General features: G+C 72.2%; 26 protein-coding genes. 9 read left to right on the forward strand and 17 right to left on the reverse strand.

The genetic code is table 11. The features are described 5' to 3' along the window. Positions 1-18: 18 nt before the first annotated feature. Positions 19-1,071, reverse strand: a complete 1,053-nt coding sequence (locus tag ACRDSK_RS08345; RefSeq protein ID WP_431439381.1) for an aldo/keto reductase — start codon at positions 1,069-1,071, stop codon at positions 19-21. Between the two features lie 104 nt (positions 1,072-1,175). Here ACRDSK_RS08345 and ACRDSK_RS08350 point away from each other — a divergent pair, with 104 nt between their 5' ends. Both ACRDSK_RS08350 and ACRDSK_RS08355 read left to right on the forward strand, forming a co-directional pair. Then, positions 1,176-1,616 carry a DUF4396 domain-containing protein gene (locus ACRDSK_RS08350; RefSeq protein ID WP_431439382.1) on the forward strand — a complete coding sequence of 147 codons (441 nt, stop codon included), beginning with the start codon at positions 1,176-1,178 and terminating at the stop codon, positions 1,614-1,616. 9 nt (positions 1,617-1,625) lie between these two features. Beyond that, positions 1,626-2,405: an enoyl-CoA hydratase-related protein gene (locus ACRDSK_RS08355; protein ID WP_431439384.1), complete on the forward strand. Its 780-nt coding sequence runs from the start codon at positions 1,626-1,628 to the stop codon at positions 2,403-2,405. Here ACRDSK_RS08355 and ACRDSK_RS08360 read toward each other — a convergent pair. The 3 genes from ACRDSK_RS08360 to ACRDSK_RS08370 are packed head-to-tail and all read right to left on the reverse strand — an operon-like array spanning position 2,392 to position 3,450. Beyond that, positions 2,392-2,673, reverse strand: a complete 282-nt coding sequence (locus ACRDSK_RS08360) for a barstar family protein (RefSeq protein ID WP_431439385.1) — start codon at positions 2,671-2,673, stop codon at positions 2,392-2,394. The genes ACRDSK_RS08355 and ACRDSK_RS08360 overlap by 14 nt on opposite strands. 5 nt (positions 2,674-2,678) lie before the next feature. Continuing rightward, a complete protein-coding gene (locus ACRDSK_RS08365) occupies positions 2,679-3,083 on the reverse strand; it encodes a ribonuclease domain-containing protein (protein WP_431439387.1) in 405 nt (134 codons plus the stop codon). Between the two features lie 10 nt (positions 3,084-3,093). Next, positions 3,094-3,450, reverse strand: coding sequence for a hypothetical protein (locus ACRDSK_RS08370; RefSeq protein WP_431439389.1), 357 nt, complete (start codon positions 3,448-3,450; stop codon positions 3,094-3,096). Between the two features lie 68 nt (positions 3,451-3,518). On the opposite strand from ACRDSK_RS08370, the gene ACRDSK_RS08375 reads away from it, so the two are divergent. Together ACRDSK_RS08375 and ACRDSK_RS08380 are read left to right on the forward strand one after the other, a co-directional pair. Next, positions 3,519-4,496 carry a zinc-binding dehydrogenase gene (locus ACRDSK_RS08375; protein ID WP_431439391.1) on the forward strand — a complete coding sequence of 326 codons (978 nt, stop codon included), beginning with the start codon at positions 3,519-3,521 and terminating at the stop codon, positions 4,494-4,496. A gap of 6 nt (positions 4,497-4,502) precedes the next feature. Then, a complete protein-coding gene (locus tag ACRDSK_RS08380; RefSeq protein ID WP_431439392.1) occupies positions 4,503-4,937 on the forward strand; it encodes an HD domain-containing protein in 435 nt (144 codons plus the stop codon). Positions 4,938-5,085: 148 nt separating this feature from the next. Here ACRDSK_RS08380 and ACRDSK_RS08385 read toward each other — a convergent pair whose 3' ends face one another. Then, positions 5,086-5,442 (reverse strand): MmcQ/YjbR family DNA-binding protein, encoded by a 357-nt coding sequence (locus ACRDSK_RS08385; RefSeq protein ID WP_431439393.1) that lies wholly within the window; start codon positions 5,440-5,442, stop codon positions 5,086-5,088. A 106-nt stretch (positions 5,443-5,548) separates the two neighbouring features. On the opposite strand from ACRDSK_RS08385, the gene ACRDSK_RS08390 reads away from it, so the two are divergent. Beyond that, complete coding sequence (locus tag ACRDSK_RS08390; protein WP_431439394.1) at positions 5,549-6,433, forward strand: phosphotransferase family protein; 885 nt, start codon at positions 5,549-5,551, stop codon at positions 6,431-6,433. A 9-nt stretch (positions 6,434-6,442) separates the two neighbouring features. Here the strand turns inward: ACRDSK_RS08390 and lepA are convergent, their stop codons facing one another. From lepA to ACRDSK_RS08405, 3 genes are read right to left on the reverse strand one after another with little or no spacing between them, the layout of a single operon-like run. Continuing rightward, positions 6,443-8,290, reverse strand: coding sequence for a translation elongation factor 4 (gene lepA / locus ACRDSK_RS08395; protein ID WP_431439395.1), 1,848 nt, complete (start codon positions 8,288-8,290; stop codon positions 6,443-6,445). Positions 8,291-8,342: 52 nt separating this feature from the next. After that, positions 8,343-8,984 (reverse strand): heme oxygenase (biliverdin-producing), encoded by a 642-nt coding sequence (locus tag ACRDSK_RS08400; RefSeq protein ID WP_431439396.1) that lies wholly within the window; start codon positions 8,982-8,984, stop codon positions 8,343-8,345. Beyond that, positions 8,981-10,399 (reverse strand): PLP-dependent aminotransferase family protein, encoded by a 1,419-nt coding sequence (locus ACRDSK_RS08405; RefSeq protein ID WP_431439397.1) that lies wholly within the window; start codon positions 10,397-10,399, stop codon positions 8,981-8,983. Before ACRDSK_RS08405 ends, ACRDSK_RS08400 begins: the two co-directional genes overlap by 4 nt. A gap of 46 nt (positions 10,400-10,445) precedes the next feature. Here ACRDSK_RS08405 and ACRDSK_RS08410 point away from each other — a divergent pair, with 46 nt between their 5' ends. Continuing rightward, positions 10,446-11,786, forward strand: a complete 1,341-nt coding sequence (locus ACRDSK_RS08410; protein WP_431439398.1) for an FAD-binding oxidoreductase — start codon at positions 10,446-10,448, stop codon at positions 11,784-11,786. On the opposite strand, the gene ACRDSK_RS08415 is transcribed toward ACRDSK_RS08410, so the two are convergent. The 9 genes from ACRDSK_RS08415 to ACRDSK_RS08455 form a co-directional block, all read right to left on the reverse strand. Beyond that, positions 11,777-12,613, reverse strand: coding sequence for a cytochrome c biogenesis CcdA family protein (locus tag ACRDSK_RS08415; RefSeq protein WP_431439400.1), 837 nt, complete (start codon positions 12,611-12,613; stop codon positions 11,777-11,779). The genes ACRDSK_RS08410 and ACRDSK_RS08415 overlap by 10 nt on opposite strands. Further along, entirely contained in the window at positions 12,613-13,203 is a 591-nt protein-coding gene (locus ACRDSK_RS08420; protein ID WP_431439401.1) for a redoxin domain-containing protein, read from the reverse strand. Before ACRDSK_RS08420 ends, ACRDSK_RS08415 begins: the two co-directional genes overlap by 1 nt. Before the next feature lie 132 nt (positions 13,204-13,335). Next, entirely contained in the window at positions 13,336-14,178 is an 843-nt protein-coding gene (locus ACRDSK_RS08425; protein ID WP_431439403.1) for a transglutaminase family protein, read from the reverse strand. Between the two features lie 73 nt (positions 14,179-14,251). Beyond that, the gene (locus ACRDSK_RS08430; protein WP_431439404.1) at positions 14,252-15,199 is read right to left on the reverse strand and encodes an alpha-E domain-containing protein; all 948 of its coding nucleotides are present in this window, start codon (positions 15,197-15,199) and stop codon (positions 14,252-14,254) included. Beyond that, positions 15,186-16,883: a circularly permuted type 2 ATP-grasp protein gene (locus tag ACRDSK_RS08435; RefSeq protein ID WP_431439405.1), complete on the reverse strand. Its 1,698-nt coding sequence runs from the start codon at positions 16,881-16,883 to the stop codon at positions 15,186-15,188. Before ACRDSK_RS08435 ends, ACRDSK_RS08430 begins: the two co-directional genes overlap by 14 nt. Positions 16,884-16,896: 13 nt before the next feature. Then, positions 16,897-17,766 (reverse strand): EamA family transporter, encoded by an 870-nt coding sequence (locus ACRDSK_RS08440; protein WP_431439406.1) that lies wholly within the window; start codon positions 17,764-17,766, stop codon positions 16,897-16,899. A gap of 29 nt (positions 17,767-17,795) precedes the next feature. Beyond that, positions 17,796-17,960 (reverse strand): hypothetical protein, encoded by a 165-nt coding sequence (locus ACRDSK_RS08445; protein ID WP_431439408.1) that lies wholly within the window; start codon positions 17,958-17,960, stop codon positions 17,796-17,798. A gap of 2 nt (positions 17,961-17,962) precedes the next feature. Continuing rightward, positions 17,963-19,516 carry a hypothetical protein gene (locus ACRDSK_RS08450; RefSeq protein WP_431439409.1) on the reverse strand — a complete coding sequence of 518 codons (1,554 nt, stop codon included), beginning with the start codon at positions 19,514-19,516 and terminating at the stop codon, positions 17,963-17,965. Further along, the gene (locus tag ACRDSK_RS08455; protein ID WP_431439410.1) at positions 19,501-20,256 is read right to left on the reverse strand and encodes an ABC transporter ATP-binding protein; all 756 of its coding nucleotides are present in this window, start codon (positions 20,254-20,256) and stop codon (positions 19,501-19,503) included. The genes ACRDSK_RS08450 and ACRDSK_RS08455 overlap by 16 nt, the downstream gene beginning before the upstream one ends. 68 nt (positions 20,257-20,324) lie before the next feature. Here ACRDSK_RS08455 and ACRDSK_RS08460 point away from each other — a divergent pair, with 68 nt between their 5' ends. Genes ACRDSK_RS08460 through ACRDSK_RS08470 form a run of 3 tightly spaced genes read left to right on the forward strand, consistent with a single transcriptional unit; the run spans position 20,325 to position 22,896 of the window. Continuing rightward, complete coding sequence (locus ACRDSK_RS08460; RefSeq protein ID WP_431439411.1) at positions 20,325-21,248, forward strand: SPFH domain-containing protein; 924 nt, start codon at positions 20,325-20,327, stop codon at positions 21,246-21,248. A 7-nt stretch (positions 21,249-21,255) separates the two neighbouring features. Beyond that, positions 21,256-21,471 carry a hypothetical protein gene (locus ACRDSK_RS08465; RefSeq protein ID WP_431439412.1) on the forward strand — a complete coding sequence of 72 codons (216 nt, stop codon included), beginning with the start codon at positions 21,256-21,258 and terminating at the stop codon, positions 21,469-21,471. Between the two features lie 51 nt (positions 21,472-21,522). Further along, a complete protein-coding gene (locus tag ACRDSK_RS08470; RefSeq protein WP_431439413.1) occupies positions 21,523-22,896 on the forward strand; it encodes an AAA family ATPase in 1,374 nt (457 codons plus the stop codon). The last annotated feature ends 114 nt before the right edge of the window (positions 22,897-23,010 follow it).

A 23,010-nucleotide genomic window follows, 5' to 3' on the forward strand; every position in this document is an offset into this window, starting at 1 on the left:
CGCGGCGGGGGCGCCGCGCTAGTCCGCCGCCGCGCGGTTCTGCCGTGGGCGACGCCGGCGCGCGGCGTCCACCAGCACCGGCGGCGGCCCTGCACCGTCCACTCTGTACAGATCGGTACCCGGCGGGACGATCTCGTCGATGCGGTCCAGCGTCGCGTCGTCCAGCGTCAGCGCGGCGCCGTTCAACGCGGCGGTCAGCTGCTCCATCGTCCGCGGGCCGATGATCACCGACGTCACCGCCGGATGCGCGGCGGGGAAGGCCACCGCCAGCTCCGGCAGCGTGACGCCGAGGTCCGCCGCCAGCTCCGTGAGCTTCCCCAGCGCCTCGAACTTCGCCGCGTTGCCGGGCAGCTCCGGGTCGAACCGGCCGGGGTTCAGCGCGGCCCGGCCCGCCGACAGGTCGACCGGCTCGCCCGCGCGGATCTTGCCCGACAGGAAGCCCGACGCCAGCGGGCTCCACGTCAGCACGCCCATCCCGAGCCGCTGACACGTCGGCAGCACGCCCGCCTCGATGCCCCGGCCGATCAGCGAGTACGGCGGCTGCTCGGTCCGGAACCGGTGCAGGCCGCGGGACGTCGCGACGTGGTGCGCCTCGACGATGTCCTGCGCCGGGAACGTCGAGCAGCCGAACGCGCGGATCTTGCCCGCCCGCACCAGATCGGTGAGCGCCGCGAGCGTCTCCTCGATGTCCGTGCGCTCGTCCGGCCGGTGCACCTGGTACAGGTCGATCCAGTCCCGCCGCAGCCGGCGCAGGCTCTCCTCGACCGCGCGGACGATCCACCGCCGGGAGTTGCCGCCCCGGTTCGGGCCGTCGCGGTCGGGGAAGTGCACCTTCGTGGCCAGCACGACATCGTCCTGGCGACGTTCCAGCGCCTCGCCCACGATCTGTTCGGACTCGCCCGCGGAGTACACATCCGCGGTGTCAACGAAGTTCACCCCGGCGTCGAGCGCCGCGTGGATGATCCGGACGCAGTCCTCGCGGTCGGAGTTGCCGACCGGGCCGAACATCATCGCGCCGAGGCAGTGGGTGCTGACCTCGATGCCGGTGCCGCCGAGCGTGCGATAGCGCATGAGCCGATTCCTTCCGGAGCGGGATGTCCGAACCGTAGGTGCTGGACCGAACTCCAGGTCAAGAGACGTTGCATGATACCCCTAGGGGGTATATGGTCCGAGTCATGAACGAGCAATGGCGAACTGCCGCGAGCGCCACGCTGCACTGCCTGACCGGCTGCGCGATCGGCGAGGTGCTCGGCATGGTCATCGGCACCGCGCTGGGCTGGTCGACGTGGCCGACCGTGATCCTGGCCGTCGCGCTGGCGTTCCTGTTCGGCTACGCGCTCACCATGCGCCCCGTGCTGCGCGCGGGCGTCCCGCTGCGGACCGCGATCTCGGTGGCGCTGGCCGCCGACACGCTGTCGATCGCCGTGATGGAGATCGTCGACAACGCGATCATCGTGGCGGTGCCCGGCGCGATGGAGGCCGGCTTGGGCTCACCGCTGTTCTGGGGCGCCCTCGCCGCCGCCTTGGCGATCGCGTTCGTCGTGACCTGGCCGGTGAACAAGTGGACCATCGGACGTGGCAGAGGCCACGCGGTCGTGCACAAGTACCACCATTAGGGTCGGCTCATGGCTGAGCTGGTGCACTACACGGTGACCGACGACGGCGTCGCGACGATCACGCTCAACTCCCCGCACAACCGCAACGCGCTGTCCGCGCAGCTGCGCCGGGAGCTGCGCGACCACCTGTCGACCGCGGCCGGCGACGACGCGGTCCGGGTGATCGTGCTCGACCACGCCGGACCCGTGTTCTGCGCCGGCATGGACCTCAAGGAGGCCGGCTCCGCCGGCTCGGCCACCGACGGCGTCAACGAGTTCCCCGAGATCCTCACCCAGATCTGGACCAGCGCCAAGCCCGTCGTCGCCAAGCTCGCCGGGCCGGCCCGCGCGGGCGGCGTCGGCATCGTGGCGGCGGCCGACATCGCGGTCGCGGCCGCCGACGCCACCTTCGCGTTCACCGAGGTCCGGCTGGGCCTCGTGCCCGCGGTGATCTCGGTGACCGTGCTGCCCCGGCTGCTCCCCCGCGCCGCGCACGAGCTGTTCCTCACCGGTGAGAGGTTCGACGCCGAGCGGGCGGTGGCCATCGGGCTGCTCAACGCCGCCGTGCCGGCCGAACGGCTCGACGCCGAGGTCGCCCGCTACACCGGCATGCTCGCCCTGGGCGGCCCGACCGCACTCGCGGCCACCAAGGAGATGCTGCGCCGGGCCCGGTCGGCGGACCTCGCCGACGACTTCGCCGACATGCTCGAGCTCTCCGCCGGGTTCTTCGCCGCGCCGGAGGGCCAGGAGGGCATCGCGGCGTTCGCGCAGAAGCGCACGCCGTCGTGGGTGCCGGTCAGCGAGGGCTGAGCACGATCCGCAGCCGCTCGGGCTCGCTCGCGTCGGCCAGGACGTCGGTGACGGCCTCGTAGCCGTCTGGGTCGGCGTCCTCGAAAACCTCGGGCGCGGACCAGACGAGCACGTGCTCGCCGTCCGGCAGCCAGGACAGGTCGCGCAGGCAGTCGGCCAGCGCGTCGAGGTTGCGGCCGAACCAGTCCGGGAAGGACAGTGCGGCCGCGACCGCGTCGTAGAAGTCGGCCTTGGTGCGGATCCCCGTGCCGTCGATCGTGTGTTCCATGTGCCTCACCGCTCCGGGTCGACGACGACGAATGACGAGTAGTGGTCCTCGGTGAAGTAACACTCGCCCCCGGATCCGGTGACGATCCGGCGCGCGCCGCGGTCCTCGCCACCCGGGGTTTCGACGGTGTACTCCCGGTAGTAGCCGGTCCGCTCCGCGGGCAGCAGCCGCTCGCGGTTGCCGAAGACCGAGCCGTCCTCCCGGTACGGGAACGGGCCACCCGCCTCGATCAGCCGCCAGGTGCCGGCCGCCTCGGCCGGCAGCTCGGACAGCGCCCGGACCGGCAGACCCGAGTCGGCACCGGGCACCGCGGGGTCGTCGCCGGTCACGAGCTCGCGCCCGACCCAGCCGGCGACGACCAGCAGGATGAGCCCGACCAGGGCGATCGTGATGCGACGAGACGAGCCCACGTGCGAGAGCCTAGGAAGCCGCGCGCCCGGTGGTCTCGGCGGGCACCGGCTCCGCCTCGGGCTCCGGGCCGGACACCACGTCCAACACCGCGTCGGGCATTGTGTCCGCCTCGACGGCCTCGACCTGGACCGACTCGGTCTCGGTCTCGGTCTCGAAATCGGTCTCGGCCAGCGTCACCGAGCTGAGCGGCGGCTCGGCCGCCGCGGCCGGGCTGAAGAGGGCCGACGCGTGGTCGACGATCCGGTCGATGGCCCGCGCCACGACGAGGCACACCGGCACCAGCACGACGACGACCAGGGCGAACTGGAAGGGGAAGGGCAGGCCGAGCATCCACAGCTCGACGCCGTTCCACCAGTCCGACAACATGCCATCGAGAGTAGACCCACACCACACCGAGGGTTCGCGGGATCGTGAACCTGGGTAAGTTGCGTTGTATGTTCGCCGTCTACGCAGCCGAGCCCAACCCGGACAAGCCGCTGGACGCGCTGCGGGTGGGCGAGCGGCCGGACCCCGAGGTGCCCGACGGCTGGGTGGCCGTCAGCGTGCGTGCCGCGAGCCTCAACATGCACGACCTGTGGACGCTGCGCGGGGTCGGCATCAAGCCCGAGCAGTTCCCGATGATCCTCGGCTGCGACGGCGCCGGGGTGCTGGCCGGTGGTTCGGACGCCGGCTCGGAGGTCGTGCTGCACAGCGTCGTCGGCGACGCGTCGGTGCACGGCGACGAGACGCTCGACCCCAGGCGGACGCTGCTGACCGAGAAGCACCAGGGCACGTTCGCCGACATGGTGGTTGTGCCGGCCCGCAACGTGCTGCCCAAGCCGGCCGGGCTGTCGTTCGCCGAGGCGGCGTGCATGGGCACGGCCTGGCTGACCGCCTACCGGATGCTGTTCACCCAGTCGAACCTGCGACCGGGGCAGACGATGCTCGTGCAGGGCGCGTCCGGCGGGGTGTCGACCGCGCTGGTCGCGCTGGGCCGGGCGGCCGGCATGCGGGTGTGGGTGACCGGGCGGTCCGAGGAGAAGCGCGAGCTGGCGACCCGGCTGGGCGCGCACCAGACGTTCGAGTCCGGCGAGCGACTGCCGGAACGGGTGGACGCCGTGTTCGAGACCGTCGGCAAGGCCACCTGGAAGCACTCCATGCGCTCGGCCAAGCCCGGCGGCACGATCGTGGTGTCCGGCTCGACCAGCGGCCCCGACCCCAGCGCCGACCTGCAGCGGCTGTTCTTCATGCAGCTACGCGTCGTCGGCTCGACGATGGGGACCCGCGAGGAGCTGGCCGGGCTGCTGCGGTTCTGCGACATCGCCGGCATCCGGCCGCAGATCGGCGCGGAGCTCGCGATGACCGACGCCGCGGACGGCTTCAAGCAGATGCTCGCCGGCGAGACCGCTGGCAAGATCGTTTTCACTCGGTGAGGGGCCATGCCGCGCACGTTCACACTGGATGACGCCATCCAACTCGCCCGCCGCTCCCACGAGGGTCAGCTGGACAAGTCGGGCCGGCCCTACATCGCGCACCCGTTACGGGTGATGGGCCACCTGCGGGACGAGCACGAGCGGATGACCGCGGTGCTGCACGACGTGGTCGAGGACACCGACGTGACCCTCGACGACCTCGCCGCGCTCGGCTGCCCGGACGAGGTGCTGGCGGCGGTGGCGGCGATCAGCAAGCAGCCAGGCGAGCCGCAGGCGGACTACCTGGCCCGGGTGATGGCCAACCCGATCGCGCTGGCGGTGAAGCGGGCGGACATCGCGGACAACATGTCGCCCGACCGGCTGAGCCGCCTCGACGTCTCCACCCAGGAGCGCCTGCAGGCGAAGTACGAGGCCGCCCTGCGTCAGCTAGACGGCGTCTAGGGCGCGGCTGGCGGATCTTGGTCGATGCGATTCGTGATCCAGCCGGTTCCTGACAAGGCGGAGCGATGGCCTCGTACCGGGCGTACTCGGCCGTTGCGACAACGCGGTCAGGGGCCGGCTGGGCGCGAATCGCGCGGCCGGAGATCCGTCAGTCGTGCCCTAGCTCGGCGACGAGGCGCTTGGGCGCCACCGCGCGGTAGGCGTCCTCGACGATCTCGGCGATCTCGGTCCAGTCGACCGCCACGTCGAGGTACACGCCGAGCCAGCCGCGGTGCCCGACATAGGGCGGGCGGAAGAACCGGTCCGGCTCCTCGGCGACCAGCTCCTCCTGCACGCCCGGCGGCGCCGCGCACCAGAACGCGAGCCGGTCGTCGTGGTGGTATGCGGCGTAGCTCACGAAGACCTTGCGCACGAACCAGGTCGGCTCGCCGTGGCTCAGCTTCTCCTGCGCCTCGGGCAGCGCGAGGCACAGCTCACGCAGACGCTGTATCGGGTCGGTCGCCATGCCGGGCACGGTAGGCGACGCCGGGAGAGTTCGCTTGCACGAATGGGAACTCCGGGTGCAGTCGCGCTCCGGTGCCACTCCACTCGCCGTACCTACGCTGGCAACCATGGGTAACTGGGACGGTGTCGTGCGCGACGTCCTCGCCCGCAACCTGCCCGGTCTCCCGGTCGAGGCCGTCGAGGCGCTCGGCGCGGGCCGCGACAACGCCGCGTACGGCGTGAACGGGACGCTCGTGCTCCGGTTCAGCACCGCGCCCGACCCGTCGCTGCGCGCCACGCTCGTGGTCAGCGAGGGCAACCTGCTCGACATCGTCGCCGCGGTGTCGCCGGTGCCCATCCCGGTGCCGCGGTTCGTCGACGCCGACGCGGGCTGCCTCGCCTACGAGAAGCTGCGGGGCACGCCGCTGCTCGAGCTGCCGCCGCACGACCTGCGGCTGCATGCCGACGGCATCGCGGCCACGCTGGGCGAGTTCCTGTCCGCGCTGCACGGCCTCCCGGCGGACCGGATGTCCCGCCTGGTCGAGGAGGACCAGCCGCCGCCGCACGAGTGGCTCGAGGAGGCGACGACGTACCACGAACGGCTGGCCGAACAGGTGCCGCCCGCGAACCGGGACGCGGTGCGGCGGTTCCTCGCCACCGAGCCGCCCGCGGCGGACTGGGTGCCGGTGTTCTCCCACAACGACCTGGGCATCGAGCACGTCCTCATCGACCAGACGACCTGGCGGGTGACCGGCGTGCTCGACTGGACCGACGCGGCGATCGTCGACCCGGCCTTCGACTTCGGCATGGTGCACCGCGACCTCGGCCCGACGGCACTGGCCACCGCGCTGCGCCACTACCGGCACACCGCGGACGTCGCGGGCATCGCCGAGCGGGCCAGGTTCTACGCCCGCTGCACGGTGTTCGAGGACCTCGAGCACGGCATCGTCGCGAACCGGCCCGCGTACGTGGCGAAGTGCCGCGCCTCGATGTCCTGGCTCTTCCCCGGCTGATCCCCGCGGCTACTTCTTCGCCTTGGTCTTGTCCGGCGTCTCGTCGGTGGACAGCGCCGCCACGAAGGCCTCCTGCGGCACCTCGACCCGGCCCACCATCTTCATCCGCTTCTTGCCTTCCTTCTGCTTCTCCAGCAGCTTGCGCTTACGCGTGATGTCACCGCCGTAGCACTTCGCGAGCACGTCCTTGCGCATGGCGCGCACGGTCTCGCGGGCGATGACCCGCGCGCCGATGGCCGCCTGGATCGGCACCTCGAACTGCTGGCGCGGGATCAGCGCGCGCAGCTTCGCGGCCATCTTCGTGCCGTAGGCGTAGGCCGACTCGCGGTGCACGATCGCGGAGAACGCGTCGACCGGCTCGCCCTGCAGCAGGATGTCGACCTTCACCAGGTCCGCGGACATCTCCCCGGCCGGCTCGTAGTCCAGCGAGGCGTACCCGCGGGTGCGGGACTTCAGCGCGTCGAAGAAGTCGAAGATGATCTCGCCCAGCGGCATCGTGTAGCGCAGCTCGACGCGGTCGGTGGACAGGTAGTCCATGCCGCCCAGCACGCCGCGGCGGCCCTGGCACAGCTCCATGATCGCGCCGATGTAGTCGCTCGGCGCGATCACCGTGCACTTCACCACAGGCTCGAACACCGCGGCGACCTTGCCCTCCGGCCAGTCCGACGGGTTGGTCACCGTCACCTCGCCGCCCTCGTCCAGCTCCACCCGGTAGACGACGTTGGGCGCGGTGGAGATCAGGTCCAGGCCGGCCTCGCGCTCCAGCCGCTCCCGCACGATCTCCAGGTGCAGCAACCCGAGGAAGCCGCACCGGAAGCCGAACCCGAGCGCCGCGGACGTCTCCGGCTCGTAGCTCAGCGCGGCATCGTTGAGCCGCAGCTTGTCCAGTGCCTCCCGCAGGTCCGCGTAGTCCGAACCGTCCACCGGATACAGTCCCGAGTAGACCATCGGCCGCGGCTCGCGGTAGCCGGCGAGCGCCTCGGTGGCGCCGCGCTTCTCGCTGGTCACGGTGTCGCCGACCTTGGACTGACGGACGTCCTTCACGCCGGTGATCAGGTAGCCGACCTCGCCGATCCCGAGTCCCACGCTCGGCTTGGGCTCCGGCGAGATGATGCCGACCTCGAGCAGCTCGTGCGTGGCGCCGGTGGACATCATCTTGATCCGCTGCCGCGGCGTGATCTTGCCGTCGACGACCCGGATGTAGGTGACCACGCCGCGGTAGGTGTCGTACACCGAGTCGAAGATCATCGCGCGCGGCGGGGCGTCCGTGTCGCCCTTCGGCGCCGGGATGAGCCGGACGATCTCGTTCAGCAGCTCGCGCACGCCCTTGCCGGTCTTGGCCGACACCCGCATCACGTCCGACGGCTCGCAGCCGACGATGTGCGCGAGCTCGGCGGCGTACTTGTCCGGGTCTGCGGCCGGCAGGTCGATCTTGTTGAGCACCGGGATGATCGTGAGGTCGTTCTCCATCGCGAGGTACAGGTTCGCGAGCGTCTGCGCCTCGATCCCCTGCGCGGCGTCGACGAGCAGGACCGCGCCCTCGCACGCCTCCAACGCCCGCGACACCTCGTAGGTGAAGTCGACGTGCCCGGGGGTGTCGATCATGTGCAGCACGTGGTCCCCGCCGCCGACCCGCCAGGGCAGCCGGACGTTCTGCGCCTTGATCGTGATGCCGCGCTCGCGCTCGATGTCCATCCGGTCGAGGTACTGAGCGCGCATCGCCCGTTCCTCGACCACGCCGGTGAGCTGCAGCATCCGGTCGGCCAGCGTCGACTTGCCGTGGTCGATGTGCGCGATGATGCAGAAGTTCCTGATCAGCTCAGGATCTGTGAACGTCGTGTCGGCGAACGTAGTCACTCAGGTTCCTCGGGGTGGATGCGGATACACCCCATGGTCCCATGCGCCCGGATCACCCCTCGACGCCGACGGTCTCCGCCAGGTCGTCGAAGACCGCTCGGTTCAGCCGGAACGCCTCGTTGGCCTCCGAGATCAGCGTGGTCTGCTCGCCCGCGTCCCAGCTCGTCCCGTCCAGCAGCGCGCGGTAGGAGTCCTTGAACCGCTTCGGTTTGGCGATCTCGTGGAAGGTGTAGAAGCGCAGGCCGTCGTCGTGCAGGTCGTAGATGCCGCGCAGCTTGTGGCGGATGATCTGCCCGCCGGACAGGTCGCCGAGGTACCGCGTGTAGTGGTGGGCCACGAAGGCGCTGCGCGTGGTGAAGCACACCTCCCGGATCCGGTCGATGTAGCGCTTCGTGGCCGGTAGCGGCGTCAGCGACGCGTGCCACGACGGGCCGCACAGCCACGCCAGGTCCGCCTCCAGCGACGGCCCGCGCACCAGCGCACCCGACACGAACGAGCCGACCACCCGGTCGGCCGCCCAAGACGCGCCGGCCTCCTCCAGCACCCGGTAGAAGAGGTAGCTCTGGCCCAGCAACCGCACGTACGCCGACCGCGGCAGCCGGCCCGCCAGCAGCGCGTCGACGAACGGTGCCTGCTCGGTGCGCTCGTGCTCCTCGCGGGTCGCCTCCCGCAGCCGCGTGGCGAGCCCGGTCATCGCGCGGCCCGCAGCTCGGCGACCGCCGCGGCCAGCAGGTCGACGCCCTCGGCGATGACCCGTTCCGACAGCGACGCGTAGCCGAAGATCAGCCCGCCCGGCCCCGCGCCGGCGAACCGGTACGGCGCCACTCCCTGCACGGCGACGTCGTGCCGGGCCGCGGCCGCCACGACGTCCTCCTCGGCGAGGTCCGGCGGCAGCCACGCGACCAGGTGCATCCCGGCCGCCGCCCCGACCGGCTCGAAGTCCGGCAGCCGGCGCTCCAGCGCGGCCAGCAGCGCGTCCCGGCGCCGCCGGTACACCTGGCGCATCCGGCGCAGGTGCCGGTCGAACTCGCCGCGGGTGAGGAAGTCCGCCAGGGCCAGCTGGTCGATGGCCGGCGACCCGCGGTCGGCGGCGAGCCTGGCCTCGGCGACCCGGTCCGACAGCCGGGCGGGCACCAGCAGCCAGCCCAGCCGCAGGCCCGGCGCCAGCGTCTTGCTCGCCGACCCGGCGTAGGCGACCAGCTCGGGCGCGAGCCCCTGCATCGCGCCGACGGGCGAGCGGTCGTAGCGGTACTCGGCGTCGTAGTCGTCCTCGATCACCACCGCACCCGTCCGCGCCGCCCAGCGCAGCACCGCCACCCGCGCCTGAGCCGACAGCACCCCGCCGGTCGGCCACTGGTGCGACGGCGTCAGCGCGACCACGTCGGCTCCGGACCGCTCCAGCTCCGCGACCCGGATGCCGTGCTCGTCGACCGGGATGCTCACCACCTCCATGCCCAGGCTCGTAGCGACCGGCACGACGTCGTCGCCGACCGACGGGTCCTCGACCGCCAGCCGGCGTGCCCCGCCCGCGGCCAGCGCCTGTACGAGCAGGCCGGCGCCCTGCGCGTAGCCGTTGCAGATCACCACGTGCTCCGGCCGCGCCGACGTGCCGCGCACCCGGTTGAGGTAGTCGGCGAGCGCCTCGCGCAGCTCGGGCATCCCGTGCCCGGACAGGTAGCCGAACCGCTCGCTCGGCGCCTCGGTGAGCACGGTCCGGATCGAGCGCAGCCACGCCGCGCGCGGGAACCGGCTCACGTCCGAGCGCCCGTACCCGAAGTCGATCCGCGGCCGCCGGCCCGGTTCGCGGCCCGCGGGCGTGGCCGGGACCTCCGCCGGGCCGATCGCGACCTGGGTGTAGCCGCCGGTCCGGCTGGTGAGGTAGCCCTCGGCGACGAGCTGTTGGTACGCCTCGACCACCACGCCGCGCGAGACGCCCAGGTCGGCGGCGATCGCCCGGGTCGGCGGCAGCGCACTGCCCCGCCGCAGCCGGCCGGTTCGGATGGCCTCCCGGATGGCGTTCTCGATCTGGCGGTGCAGCGGCATGCCGCCGTCGCGCCGCAGCTCGATCAGGACCTCGGCGACCGGCGAATTGGTACTCGAAGCGGTCATCGAATCGGACCTTAACCGGTGGACCGATTCCTGTCACCGTTCATTCATGACGACTTCGATGCAGACCTCGATGCAGAGCCTGGACGGGGGAGTGCTCCTGCCGGGTGACGAGAGCTACGACCAGGCCCGCACGGTCTGGAACGCGATGGTGGACCGGCGGCCGCGGCTGATCGTGCGCTGCGCGAGCGTGTCCGACGTGGTGGCCGCGGTGCGCACCGCCCGCGAGCTGGACCTCGAGATCGGCGTGCGGTGCGGCGGACACAACAACACCGGCCACGCGGTGCCCGACGGCGGCCTGATGATCGACCTGACCCCGCTGTCCGCGGTGCGGGTCGACCCGGTGCGCCGACGGGCGTGGGTGGGCGGCGGGGCGCTGCTTGGCGCGCTGGACCGCGCGGCGCAGGCACACGGCCTCGCGACCACCGCCGGCAACGTCTCGCACACCGGCGTCGGCGGCCTCACGCTCGGCGGCGGCATGGGCTGGCTCGCCCGGCAGCACGGGCTGACCTGCGACAACGTCGAGTCCTATCAGGTGGTCACGGCCAGCGGCGAGGTCCTGCGCGCCAGCCGCGACGAGCACCCGGACCTGTACTGGGGCCTGCGGGGCGGCGGCGGCAACTTCGGCGTCGTGACCGAGTTCGAGTTCCGGCTCCACCGCACCGGGACCCGGAGCCTGGCCGCCCAGTACGACTTCCCCGTCGATCGGGCCTTCGGGGCGATGCGGGCGTGGCGGGACCTGAGCGCGGCCGCGCCGCGGCAGGCGACGTTCACCGCGGACGCCGGCCGCGACGGGCTGGTCAAGCTCGGCTTCGTGTGGGTCGGCGACCCGGCGGGCGCCCGGGCGTACCTGCCCTCGCTGGCGGCGCTGGGCCGGCCGGTCGCCACCCGGGTCCAGGAGATGTCCTATGTGGACCTACAGTCGCGGGAGGACGCCGTGCAGGGACACGCGTACCGGCGCTACTCGAAGGGCCACTACCTGCGCGCGCTGCCGGATGCGGCGATCGAGGCGTTCCTGCTGCGGGGCGACGGTGCCGAGACCGACCTGCCGAGCGCGGGCCTGCAGGCACACGGCGGCGCGATCGACGACGTGCCCGACGCCGACGCCGCGTTCGGGCACCGGGGCACGATGTTCGAGTGGGGCTCTGGCGCCCGCTGGACCGACCCGGCGCAGGACGCCGAGCGCATCGCGACGGCCCGCCGCGCGGCCGCGGCCATGGAACCCTTCGCGAGCGGCGTGTACGTGAACTCCCTCGCCGACGAGGGCGCCGAGGGCGTGCGCCGCGCCTACCCACCGGCGAAGCTGGCCAGGCTGACCGCGATCAAGGACGCCTACGACCCGGACAACGTCTTCCACCTGAACGCCAACATCCGCCCGACTCAGCGCTGACGCACGCGGCGGGTGAGCAGCAGCCCACCCGCCACGAGCACGCCCAGCACGACCGCGAGCACGAGCGGGCCGGCGGCGTCCACCCAACCGACGAGGGTGCGCTGCACCGTGCCGGCCGCCTCGACGACCGGGTCCGCGGGGCTGCCGTCGGCGTGGAACAGGCGCAGCTCGTAGTAGCCGTAGTAGGCCACGTACGCGCCGGTGACCACGAGCAGCGCGCCACCGATCCGGGTCACGTACGGCAGCGCACGCCGCAGGCCGGTGACCACCGCCGTGCTGGCGAGCGCCGCCGCGACGGCGAGGACCGCGACGACCAGACCCATGCCCACCGCGTACGCGGCGAACGTCGCGAGGCCGGTGCCGAGCTCGCCCGAGCGCAGCGCCACGCCGGCCGCGGCCAGGAACGGCCCGATCGAGCACGACAGCGACGCGATGGCGAACGCGACCCCGTAGCCGACCATCGACACGATCCGGGTGGACGGCGCGCCCCGCGCCGGCTTCGGCAACAGCAGCCCGACCTGACGCCCGGTGAGCAGCACGACGCCCAGCACCACCATGCCGACCCCGAGAACCAGCGTGACCACCGGCAGCCACTGCTGCAGCGACGCCGCCAGCGGTGCGCTGAGCAGCCCGAAGACCCCGAACACCGCGACGAACCCGACGGTCATCAGGCCGGCCGCGGCCAGCGCCCGGCCCAGCCGCGCGGAACGGCTGCCCCCGGCGTCGCCGACGACCATCGCGAGGTAGCCCGGCAACATGGCGAAGCCGCACGGGTTGACCGTGGCGAGCATCCCCGCGCCGATGGCGAACGCGAGCTCGTCGCCCATCAGCGCAGGGCGTCCACGCGACCGAGCAGCTCGTCCCTGTCGAGGATGTCCGTCTCGACCTCGATGTCGCCGTTCGAGCTGACGAACGCGTAGGCCGGCTGGTAGGTCACGCCGAACCGCTTCCAGATGTCGGCCTCGACGTCCGCGACGTGCGGGAACGTGCCGAGGCCGTACTCGTCGACGAAGCCCTGCATCGCCTGCACCTGGTCCTGCGCGGCGACGCCGACGAACTGCACCTTGGAGCTCTTCGCGGCCTCGGCGATGGTCGGCGCCTCGGCCTGGCAGTTCGAGCACCACGGCGCCCAGAACCACAGCAGTGCCGGTTTGCCGGCCAGCGAGGCGCCGGAGAAGTCCTTGCCGTCCACCGTCTTGGCGTCGAACCGGAGCAGCTCCGGCACGGGCTTGGGTGCCGGCGGCTTGGGCTTCGGCTCGGGCTTGGCCGACGTCGGCGCCGGAGCGTCATCCGCGACGCTGGTCGAGGGCGGGACGGGTGCCGGCTGGTCGGCCGCCTGCGGTTCCGTGCCGCCACAGCCGCCGAGTACCAGCACCGCACCGACCACCGCGACCATCACCGGACGCAGCCGTGCCATCGAGTCCTCCATCGGTTGTCCGTTTCGTCCACCGCATCATGGCCCCGGGCGGCCCGAACAGACCCTTACGAACCCGTGACGGCCGCCATCCTGGCGCAGGACGGTCGGCCTCACAACAGCCGAAGGTACGGCTCAGGCCAGCCTGGTCACGTCGACCGAGACCTCGATCGCGGTGGCGGCGCCGCCCGAGTAGGTGCCCTTCAGCGGCGACACGTCCCCGTAGTCCCGGCCGATCGCCACCCAGATGTGCCGCGGGCCGACCTCCACGTCGTTGGTCGGGTCGAAGCCCCACCAACCGCCGGTCCACGCCTCGATCCACGCGTGGCTCTCGCCGCTCACGGTCTCGCCGACGGCCGCGTTCGGCTTCGTGTGCAGGTAGCCCGACACGTACCGGGCGGGGATCCCGATCGACCGCAGTAGCGCCAGCGTCAGGTGCGCGTAGTCCTGGCACACGCCCTCCCGCGCGTGCCACGCGTCCACCGCCGAGGAATGCACACCGGTCGTCCCCCGCTGGTAGGTCAGCTTGTCGTGTACCCATTCCGACACCGCGAGCACCGCCTCCGCCGGCCGCCGGCCCTTGCGCAGCTCGCGGGCGATCGCGGCGAGCTCGCGGTTGCGCGGGATGTAGGGGGTCCACTCGAGGAACTCGGCATAGCGGTCGACGACGTCGGGCGAGCGCAGGTCGGTCCAGGCCGCCTCGTTGACCGGGGTCACCAGCTCACCCGTCTCCACCACCGAGGACGACACGATCTTCAGCTCGGTGTGCGGCGCGTGCAGGTCGAACGAGGTGACCTCGGTGCCCCAGTAGTCGGTGTAGCGGTAGGACCGGGTCGCGGGCTCGGTCTCCACCCGGCTCACCACGAGGTTCTGCCGCCGGTCGCTGCGCGGGGTCAGCCGAGCCTCGTTGTAGGACTGGGTGACCGGCGCGGAGTAGCGGTACCCCGTCGTGTGCACGACCCTGACCCGCCAGTTCACGACGCCCCCTCGCAGGCTCGGTGACGCCGTTCACGGTCGCCCTGTGTTCGATGGTTCGCTCCGCAAGCTCCGCTCACAGGCTCACCCCCGCGTTCGTCCAGGCCACCCACGGCACCGAGTGGAAGTATTGCAGCGCAACGGCTTCGCCGACGTCGCGGACGGTCTTCTGCAGGCCGGCGAGCCGGGCGGTGAGGTCGTCGAGCAGCTCGTCGTCGCGCAGGAACTCCAGGTCGCTGCGGCACTTGCCGAGCAGCCGCAACGCCTCGCCCTTCGCGCCGACCCGCGCGGTCGGCCGCAGGTCCAGCTGCTCCAGCACCGCTTCGGCCTGGCGCAGCGCGTAGAACACCGAGCGCGGGAACAGCCGGTCCAGCAACAGGAACTGCACGACCCGGCCCGAGTCGAGCGCGCCGCGGTAGGTGCGCAGGTACGTGTCGTGCGCGCCCGCCGAGCGCAGCACCGTGACCCAGCCGGGCGAGGACGGCTTGTCCTTCACCCGCGACATCAGCAGCCGCACCATCATGTCCACCCGCTCGACCGAGCGGCCCAGCACCAGGAACCGCCAGCCGTCGTCGCGGCTCATCGTCGAGTCCGACAGGCCCCAGAACATCGCCGCGCGCTCCTCGACGAACGAGAAGAACTCGTGCGGGCCCAGCCGCTTCGACGCCCGCTGCCGCTCGGGGACGGCGTTCCGCATCGCGTTGACGCACTCCCACAGCTCGGTCGAGACGACCTCGCGGGCGACCCGCGCGTTCTCCCGGGCACTGGAGATGGACGTGACGATCGACCCGGAGTGCTCGCGGGAGAAGGCGACCAGGTCGGTGAGCGGCCGCACGTCGAGCGGCTCGCCCTGCGGCGGCGTGATGCCGAGGACGCCGAGGAGCTGGCGGCTCGACGCGTCCGGGTCGACGGTGGCGTCCTCGAGCAGGTGATGCACGGAGACGTCGAGGATGCGCGCGGTGTCGTCGGCCCGCTCGACGTAGCGGCCGATCCAGTACAGCGACTCGGCGTTACGCGCCAGCATCGGACGACTCCTGTCGCTGTTGTTGTTGCTGTTGTTGCTGCTGTTGCTGCTGTTGCTGCTGTTGCTGCTGGCCGAGGGTCAGCTCCGGCCCGCGCTCGGGCGCGAGGTCCTCCACGGCCTGCCCCGCGCCGCCGGCCAGGCCGGTGCCGGCGAGCTCGGCGTCCGCCGTGGACGACCGGCCGGCGAGCACCCAGGTGTCCTTGGAACCGCCGCCCTGCGAGGAGTTCACCACCAGGCTGCCCTCCGGCAGCGCGACCCGGGTCAGCCCGCCGGGGAGCACGAACACCGACTTGCCGTCGTTGACCGCGAACGGCCGCAGGTCCACGTGCCGGGGCTTGAGCCGGTGGCCCACCTTCGTCGGCACGGTCGAGAGCTGCACCACCGGCTGCGCGATCCAGCCGCGCGGGTTGTTGCGGATCCGCCTGCGCAGCAACGCGAGCTCGCGCTGGGTGGCCGACGGGCCGAACACGATGCCGTAGCCGCCGGAACCCTCCACCGGCTTGACGACGAGCTCACCGAGGCGGTCGAGCACCTGCGTCTTCTCGTCGGGAAGCCAGCAGCGGTAGGTGTCCACATTGGGCAGCAGCAGGGACTCGCCGAGGTAGTACTTCAGGATCTCCGGCAGGTAGGTGTAGACGAGCTTGTCGTCGGCGACGCCGTTGCCGACCGCGTTCGCGAGCACCACGTTGCCGGCGCGCGCGGCGTTGATCACGCCCGCGACGCCGAGCACGGAGTCGGGCTTGAAGTGCACCGGGTCGAGGTACTCGTCGTCGATCCGCCGGTAGATCACGTCGACCACGCGCTCGCCCTGCGTGGTGCGCATGTAGACGGTGTGGTCGCGGCAGAACAGGTCGCGGCCCTCGACCAGTTCGACGCCCATCAGCCGGGCGAGCAGCGAGTGCTCGAAGTACGCGGAGTTGTGCACACCCGGGGTGAACACCACGACGTTCGGGTCGGGCACGTTGGACGCGGCAGCCGCCCGCAGCGCGCGCAGCAGGTGCACGGCGTAGTCGCCCACCGCGCGGACCCGGTGCTTGGCGAACAGGTCCGGGAACACCCGGGCCATCGTGCGCCGGTTCTCCATCACGTAGGACACCCCGGACGGGCTGCGCAGGTTGTCCTCCAGCACGCGGAACACGCCGTCCTCGTCGCGCACGAGGTCGATGCCGGCGACGTGCACGCGCACCCCGTTGGGCGGCACGAGGCGCGCGGCCTGGCGATGGAAGTGCGCGCACGACGTGATCAGCCGCTTGGGCAGCACGCCGTCGCGGATGATCTGCTGGTCGGTGTAGACGTCGGCGAGGAACGCCTCGAGCGCGCGGACCCGCTGCGCGATGCCGCGTTCGAGCCGGGCCCACTCGGCGGCGGTGATCACCCGCGGGATCAGGTCGAGCGGGAACGGGCGCTCCTGACCGGACAGCGAGAACGTGATGCCCTGGTCGACCAGCGCGCGGTCCAGCGCCTCGGCCCGCGCGCCGAGCTCGGCCGGCACGGCCGGCGCGAGCGACTCGTGCAACCGCCGGTAGGCCGCCCGCAACGTCCCGTCCGGAGCGAACATCTCGTCGTAGGCGTCGGCATGTGGCCGCCTGCCGTCGAGGTAGCCGTCGAACAGCTGGCCGTCCCGCCCGGACGATGACCTGGACGATCTCGACGCTGAGGTCGCGGACGCTGCTGATCGCTTCATCAACGCATCTTCGTCAGCCGGCGGCGATGCCCGCAACCCCGGCAAGGACGATCACCGCGCCCACGAGCCGGCGCGCGGGGTCGGGTTCGCGCAGCAGCAGCCACGCACCGATGCTGCCGAGCACGATCGAGAGCTCCCTGGCCGGCGCCACGAGGCTGACCGGCGCGAGCCGCAGGGCGAACAGCACGAGCAGGTAGGCCAGCGGTGAGAGCACCGCGACAGCGAGGATCGGGACCTTGTGTTCGCGCCACAGCGCGCCGACCTCCCGGCGGCGGGCCAGCGCGTACGGGCCGAGCACGACCGTCTCGAACATCGAGGAGCCGGCCATCAGCACGAGCGGGGGCACCGCGAGCGCGGTCACGGCGTGCGCGTCCCACAGCGTGTAGGTGGCGATCGTCACGCCGCAGGCGAGCCCGTAACCCACCCCGGTCCCCCACGAGCCGCCCGCCGACGAGCCGAGCCCGCCGATCACCCAGATCCCGAGCACGACGGCCACGGTGCCGGCGAGCGCCACCGGGCCCGGCCGCTCGCCGAGCAGCCAGATCGCCGCGATCACCGACAGCGTCGGGCCGGTCCCGCGCGCGAGCGGGTAGACGACGGACAGGTCACCGACCGCATAACCCCGTTGCAGGATCACGAAGTAGCCCGTGTGGATCAGTCCGCTGACGACCACGGCCAGCCACCAGGTGGCCGGGATAGACCCGCCGGTCGCGGCGGCCGACACGACCACGACGACCGCGACGGGCAGCTGGAAGATCGCCGACCACACCGCGGCGAGCCAGACGAACAACGCGCCGCCGTCGGCCACCCGCTTGGCACACAGGTTCCAGCCGGCGTGCGCGACCGCGGCGCCGACCACGAGCGCGACGGCGGCAGGGTGCATCCATCCACCCTGTCAGACGTGCGTTCGTCTCACGCGCGGGAGACCGGCCGGCCCAACGCTGTGAGCAGGGCCGGTACCGCGACGAGAACCCAGTCGAGCGCCACGCTCGCCGCGACCCCGCTCCCCACCGGCATGCACAGCGCCACCAACAGCAGCGCGACGCCTGCGACCAGGACTACGGCTCGCGGGTCCACCGTCACACCGCCTTGCCGACTTCGGCCAGCAGCTCCGGTCCGCGTGCGGTGAGCCGCCGCACCGCGAGGCGGCCCCACCACCACCAGCCGAGCACGCCGACTCCGAGACCGACCGGCAGCGCGAGCCACTCGACCGGCGTGCCCGAGCCGAACGCGACGATCAGGATCACCGGCAGCGCCACGACGACCATCAGCAACGCGATCCCCATTTGCTTCCCGACCCGCGCGAGGCCGGGGTTGCCGCCGGCGGCGAACGGGTTGGCCTGCTGCGGAGGCATCGGGTAACCGGTGTACACCGACAGCATCAGGACCAGCCCGGAGCCGGCGCCGAGCAGGGCGGGCACGAGCCCCAGCGCCCCCGGGTAGGTGCTCGGGTCGGTGAGCGCGGGCAGTACGAGCGCGAGCACGAGCGCCACCGGGCCCACGATGAGCAGCCACGCGAGCTGCCGGCCGCGCACGTCGACCTCCTCGGCGCCCGGCACGACCAGCGTGTGCCACAGCGCGCTGCCGTCCATCCCGTACAGGTTCCCGGCGAGCAGGCAGCTCAGCGTGACGACCACGGGCGCGGTGAACTGGAGGCTGCCGGGGTCGTCACCGGTCACCGCCGGCAGGACGGAGACGAACACGCCGAGGAACAGCATCGACAGCAGGGCGACCCGCCGCCTGGCGTCCCGCGCCCAGGTGCGCAGCTCCTTGCCGGCCACCGCGCCGATCCGGGTCGGGGGCAGCCAGTGGCCGAGGCCCGACCGGGTGCGCCGCTCGCGCGGCCCGATGTTGACCGCGACCCGCGTGGTCCGGCGCTCGAGCAGCACACCCCACACCGCGAGCAGCCCGGCGACGAGCACGAGCAGCCCCGCGACGGCGCCGAGCACCAGCAGCCACTCGCCGCGCGCGGACGCGTCCACGGCGACGGTCCCCCAGCCGGACGGCAGCGCCCGCAGCACCGTGGACAGCGTCGGCGAGCGGCCCTCCACCAGCACCGGCCCGACCGACTGGAACGCCGCCTGCAGCGCGAACCCGGAGAGCCCGACCAGCGCGGCGAGGACCACTCCGAGGTCGCGGCCGCGGCGGGAGCGCAGCACCGCGCCGAGCGAGGCCATCATGACCCGGGACAGCAGCACCACGAACACCAGCTGCAATGGCCAGACCACGACCGTGACGGCGGCCGCCACGGCACCCTCCGCGAACACCAGCAGGCCGCCGAACGCGAGGAAGGTGACGACCGCCGGCACACCGACGAAGGCGGCACCCAGCAGCCCGCCCGCCAGCCGCCACCGGCCGATCGGCAGCAGCGCGAAGTGCTCCGGGCGCAGCGTCTCGTCCCCGCCACCGGTGAACACCGGGGCGAAGAGCCAGCCGACCGTCCACACGAGAAAGATCGCGGCGAGCACGTCGACGCCGACCCCGGCCCGGTCGTGGTCCACGGCGGACAACGCGATCGTGCCGAGCGCGGCGAGCAGGCCCACCACCGCACCGGCGCCGGTGACCCAGGCCTGGTTGCCGCGCAGCGAGTTCCGCAGCACCCGCCACTTCATCCGGATCAGGACGTCAACCACGACAAACCCTCCGTGCCCCCGGTGCGACCGCCGACGATGTGCACGAACGCCTCCTCCAGGCTCGTCCCGCCGCGTACCTCGTCGACCGGCCCGGTGGCGACCACGCGGCCGCGGGTGATCACCGCGACGTGCGTGCACAGCTGCTCGACGAGCGCCATCACGTGGCTGGAGAGCACGACCGCGCCGCCGGCGGCGACGAACCGCTGCAGGATCGTGCGGATCGTGCTGGCGGAGACCGGGTCCACGGCCTCGAACGGCTCGTCGAGCACGAGCAGCTTCGGCGCGTGCAGCAGCGCGGTCGCCAGGCCGATCTTCTTGCGCATGCCGGCGGAGTAGTCGATCACCAGGCGGTTGCGCGCTTCGGCGAGCTCGAGGACCGCGAGCAGCTCGTCGGTGCGCTGCGCGACGGTCTCCTTGGCCAACCCGCGCAGCAGACCCATGTAGGTGAGCAGCTCGGCGCCGGTCAGCCGCTCCGGCAACGACATGCCGTCCGGCAGCACACCGACCAAAGCCTTGGCGCGCAAGGGATCGGTCCACACGTCGACGCCGAAGACCGACGCGGTGCCGCTGTCCGGCCGCAGCAGGCCGACGGCCATGGACAGCGAGGTCGTCTTGCCGGCGCCGTTCGGGCCGACGAGCCCGAAGAACGAGCCGGCCGGCACGGCGAGGTCGACGTGGTCGGCCGCGAGGGTCGGACCGAACCGCTTGTACAGCCGGTCGAGTCGAAGCGCTTCCGTCATGGCGCTAGGCTACTATAAAGTGATATCACTTTGATAGTCAGTTCAGCTTCGTTGATGGAGGACCCGCCATGGAGATCGACGACCCCCGGATGCCCGCGCCACAGGTGCGGGAGCGGCAAGCGTTCGGCACGGGCGGGATGCTCCCGCTCCTGGTGTCGGTCCTGCTGGTGCTGGCCGGGCTGGCGCTGACACTCGTCGGCGTCTTGAACCTGATCGGCGGCTTCAGCGTGGGTCTGGTGGTGCTGATGGTGGCCGGCGCGCTCCTGGTGGTCGCCGGGGCCGTGGTGGGCGGCGGACTGATCATGGTCGCGCCCGGCGAGGCGCGGGTGATCCAGTTCCTCGGCCGGTACGTGGGCACCGTGCGGCGCGACGGGCTGCGCTGGATCAACCCGTTCACCATGCGGCGCAAGATCTCCACCCGGATCCGCAACCACGAGACGGCGGTGACCAAGGTCAACGACGCGGACGGCAGCCCGATCGAGATCGCCGCCGTGGTGGTCTGGCGCGTCACGGACACCGCGCGCGCGATGTTCGAGGTCGACGACTACCACGAGTTCGTCACGATCCAGGCGGAGACCGCGGTCCGGCACATCGCGACCTCCTACCCGTACGACGCCGACAGCGACGAGCAGCTGTCGCTGCGGCAGAACACCACGGAGATCACCGACCAGCTGTCCACGGAGATCGCCGCGCGGGTGGAGTCGGCCGGCGTAGAGGTGATCGAGTCGCGGATCACGCACCTGGCGTACGCGCAGGAGATCGCCGGCGCGATGCTGCGCCGCCAGCAGGCCGGGGCGGTCGTGGCGGCACGGCAGCGGATCGTCGAGGGCGCGGTGGGGATGGTTCAGCTGGCGCTGGACAGGCTGGCGGAGCAGGAGGTGGTCGACCTCGACGAGGAGCGCAAGGCCGCCATGGTGAGCAACCTGCTGGTCGTGCTCTGCGGCGACCGGGACACCCAGCCCGTGGTCAACACGGGCTCGCTGTACAACTGACCGCCTCGTGGCCGAGCGCAAGAAGCTGCTGCTGCGTCTGGACCCCGCGGTCCACGACGCGGTGGCCAGGTGGGCGAACGACGAGCTGCGCAGCACCAACGCGCAGATCGAGTTCCTGTTGCGCAGGGCCCTCTCACAGGCGGGCCGGCTCCCCGACAACGCCGGCCGCCTCCCGAGACGAGGCCGCCCGCCGAAGAACCAGGACACGGAACCCACCGACTAGCTCCCTCCCGATCTTCGGGCGGCGGCCGGTGAGTTCTGGCACCGTTGTGGGGTGAACCTGCCCACCGAGGAGGCCCGCGGCCTCGCCCGGGCCCTGACCGAGCTGCTCGACGCGAGCCGCCAGGCCGTGACGGCGGCCGGCTCGCCGCTGATCGCGCGGATCGCCGAGCACGTCGGCTGCCCGCTCGACGAGATCCCCACCGTGGCCGAGCACCTGCCGAGCTGGGACCACGCGAACCTGCAGCGCGGCGTGGACGCCTACCTGGCCCGGCACTCGCCGGACGCGGCCTGGTTCGGGATCGCGGGCAGCCGGCACTTCACGTCCGTCGTCGACATGCTCGCGATGGCGGACACGAGCGGCCAGTACCGGCTCGGCGCGGTGGACTACACGACCGTCGCGACCGGCCCGTCGAGTGCGGCCGAGGCGGTGCAGCTGGGACTGGTGTGCACGTTGGGGCCGGATGGCACGCCGGTGGTCCTGGCCATCCAGGGCGCCGACGAGGATCGCGGCGAGGACCGCTGCCATCTGCAGGTGCTGGCGGCGGACCGGTCGACGGCCGCGGCGGTGCGCGAGGAGATCCTGGCGCTGACCCGCGAGCACGACGTCTTCCGCGGCCAGGTGCTGGCCTTCGGGACGTCGGAGCATCGCGGCAACCGGCTGTTGACGTTCCTGCCGCGGCCCGAGCTGCGGACCGACCAGGTGGTGCTGGCCGACGGCGTGCTGTCGTCGATCGAGCGGCACGTGGTGCGCTCGGTCGAGCAGACCGTGGCGCTGCGCGAGCACGGACAGCACCTCAAGCGCGGGCTGCTGCTGTACGGGCCGCCCGGGACGGGCAAGACGCACACGGTGCGGTACCTGCTGAGCCGGTTGCCGTCGTGCACGGTGTTCCTGCTGTCCGGGGTGGCGATGATCCGTTGGCTGCGTGCCACCGCGGCGCTGGCCCGGCGGCTGGAGCCGTCGGTGGTCGTGGTGGAGGACGTCGACCTGATCGCCCACGACCGCTCGATGACGATGTCGGGCAACCCGGCGCTGTTCGAGCTGCTGGACGAGATGGACGGCATCGGCTCGGAGGCGGACGTGACCTTCGTGCTGACGACCAACCGGGTGGACACGATGGAGGAGGCGCTCGCGCAGCGGCCCGGCCGGGTAGACCTTGCGGTGGAGATCCCGAAGCCGGACGCGGCCTGCCGGGAGCGGCTACTGCGGCTCTACGCGGGCCCGGCGCTGCGGCTGGCCGACGCGTCGCCGCTGGTCGAGGCCACCGACGGGGTGACGGCGTCGTTCGTCAAGGAGTGGGTCCGACGGGCGGTGCTGAGCGCGGTCGAGGGCCGCACCGCGCTCGACGAGCAGGCCCTGCGCTCGGCGCTGGACGAGCTGCTGTCCCAGCAGCAGGCCCTGACGCGGAGCATGCTGGGCGGCCGCTGACCAGCGCCCGGTGACCCGCTGTTATCCTCGTGCGGTCGTGCCGTGTGGCATTCCGCCCAGGAGGAAGCTCGCCGGACTTGATCTGGCGGGGCCACCCTTTCGCGGCACGGACAT

The sequence above is a fragment of the Actinophytocola sp. genome (assembly GCF_050699915.1).
Lineage (GTDB): Bacteria > Actinomycetota > Actinomycetes > Mycobacteriales > Pseudonocardiaceae > Actinophytocola.